This is a genomic window from Methanobrevibacter sp. (assembly GCF_030539555.1).
Taxonomy (GTDB): domain Archaea; phylum Methanobacteriota; class Methanobacteria; order Methanobacteriales; family Methanobacteriaceae; genus Methanocatella.
This window is the reverse complement of record NZ_JAUNXX010000136.1, coordinates 1-2,029: the sequence shown is the minus strand read 5'-3', so window position 1 is coordinate 2,029 and position 2,029 is coordinate 1. Positions and strand designations below refer to the sequence as shown.

At 31.2% G+C, this 2,029-nt stretch carries 3 protein-coding genes; 1 reads left to right on the top strand and 2 read right to left on the bottom strand.

The window, feature by feature from the left end; genetic code table 11:
• On the bottom strand, window positions 1–251 hold a 251-nt coding region (locus tag Q4Q55_RS10495), incomplete at its 3' end, for an EamA family transporter (RefSeq protein WP_368660158.1).
• A gap of 4 nt (window positions 252–255) precedes the next feature.
• Window positions 256–1,335 carry a hypothetical protein gene (locus tag Q4Q55_RS10490; RefSeq protein WP_303372742.1) on the bottom strand — a complete coding sequence of 360 codons (1,080 nt, stop codon included), beginning with the start codon at window positions 1,333–1,335 and terminating at the stop codon, window positions 256–258.
• Window positions 1,336–1,376: 41 nt separating this feature from the next.
• Between Q4Q55_RS10490 and Q4Q55_RS10485 the strand changes: the two genes are divergently transcribed.
• The coding region (locus Q4Q55_RS10485; RefSeq protein WP_303372741.1) for a sulfite exporter TauE/SafE family protein at window positions 1,377–2,029 on the top strand (653 nt) is incomplete at its 3' end.

Sequence of the window (2,029 nt, the reverse complement as noted above, 5' to 3'; positions counted from 1 at the left end):
TAGCACAAATTTAGTCCGACAATACATATTGCACAAAGCAAAAATGGGGGGATATCCGTTAAATTGAGTCTAAACAGGTCTCTGTCAGTTAAAAGTATTGCAATTGTTATTGGGATAATGGCTATTGAAAATCTTAAAAAGAGAAGTGTGGTAGAATCAATTCCATTTTGTGTCAGTGTTCGAACAAATATTCCGCTAGAACCAAACATTAAACCTGCAAGAAGCGGCAATATTAGATAAATTTTTTTCATGATATCACTCTAAATAAGAGTATATATTCCAAGAAACAGTATAATATACGCACGAATTGTTTAAAGGTATTCTCAAATCGTTTAATAATTTCATTTCGTTATATCTGTGGTCAATTTTATAGATAATTTTGTCTGAAGCATTATCGCAATCTAGGACATATTCATTAATATTGCCTAAATCTATGGAATTTTCTGGATTTGCGATATTTACAGTGTAGTAATCTGGTTCGGCTCCTGCAAATGCAACAGTGAATCTCAAAAGTATTATTAAGAGTATTGGAATTAGATATGCAAATCTATTAAATAAATATCTTATTTCATTAAAACCATGATTTCTGTATGGTGGATTGATGTTTTCATTTTCCTTAAGCAAGTTTTCATCTTTAAACAGTCTGCCGATAATGTAGTTTAGATAATATCCGTTTCTATAAACCAGATATAATCCTAAAATTCCAACAATTGATGGGGTTGCAAATAATCCTCCGTCAATACTTCCAATTATCAGGCAGCTTGAAAAAAATGAAATTAAAAATGTGGTAAACCATGGGCGCTTTTGAATAGCAAAAACAATCAGTATAAATAAGATTGGAATAATCAATATTACTAAAAAACTAAAACCTGGAAGATACTGATATAGGCCAATGCCAGTATTAATGTCGCTTTGAATAAACGGCCCCATAATTTGACCTAGAACTGCTCCTAAAATAGACTTTAACAAATGAGTATGCAGAATACTTGTTGTGCTCATTGTACTAATCATCGATGCAAAAATGGTGTTGAGTTTGATTCCCATTTGTAATCTAAACACAATCTCTAAAAGAATGCCTAAAACCAATAAAACAGAACCAGTAATTATTGATAATTTCAAATATTTTGTGGGATTGATGTCTCTTTTGATTATGTTGGGTAATATTAAAAACAATCCTAAAAGACCAAAAAACATAATATCTTTTCCTTTAGATGATCCCATTAAAAATAAGTAAGTAACTGGTCTTATAATTGGGTTAAAAATGTCTGTTATAAATATTGCTCCAGAAAACAATATGAATATGATTCCAATTATGATAGTTTTATTAAGTTTCATTAACAATAATTTAATATTAATACTTTAAATAAATGATGATTATGTTTCCAATAGAATATTTCATAGGTCTAATTTTAATTGGTATTTGTGCAGGTTTTGCATCAGGTCTTTTAGGTGTGGGTGGAGGATTCTTAATAGTTCCTTTGCAATATTTCCTTTTAAAATATATTGGAGTTGAACCGGACCTTGCAATGCTTATATCTTTAGGAACTAGCCTGGCCATTATCATACCAACATCATTAAGTGGTGCTTATAGGCACACAAGGTCAATGGATGGAATTATACAACCTGGAATTAGACTGGGGATATTTGGGATAATTGGTGGGGCTATTGGAGGTTTTGTAGCTTCAGGATTGCCTTCAAGAATTTTAGAAATAATATTTGGCTGTTTGTTATTGTTCATCACTGTTAAAAACATTATTGACATTAATAAAGAGAGGGAAGAAGCAAAAATTCCATTTAATTTAGTTTCCACTGCAATTATTGGTTTATTGGTCGGATTCTCATCAGGTCTTTTGGGCGTTGGTGGTGGTGTATTTCTAATAGCTATATTAACTTCTCTTTTAGGATTTTCATTAATTGAAGCAATTGGAACATCTTCCATTTTTATTTGTCTAACTGCTATTGGAGGCTTCTTGTCCTATGTAATATCCGGTTGGGGAGTTAGTACATTCCCATATTCAATCGGTTATGT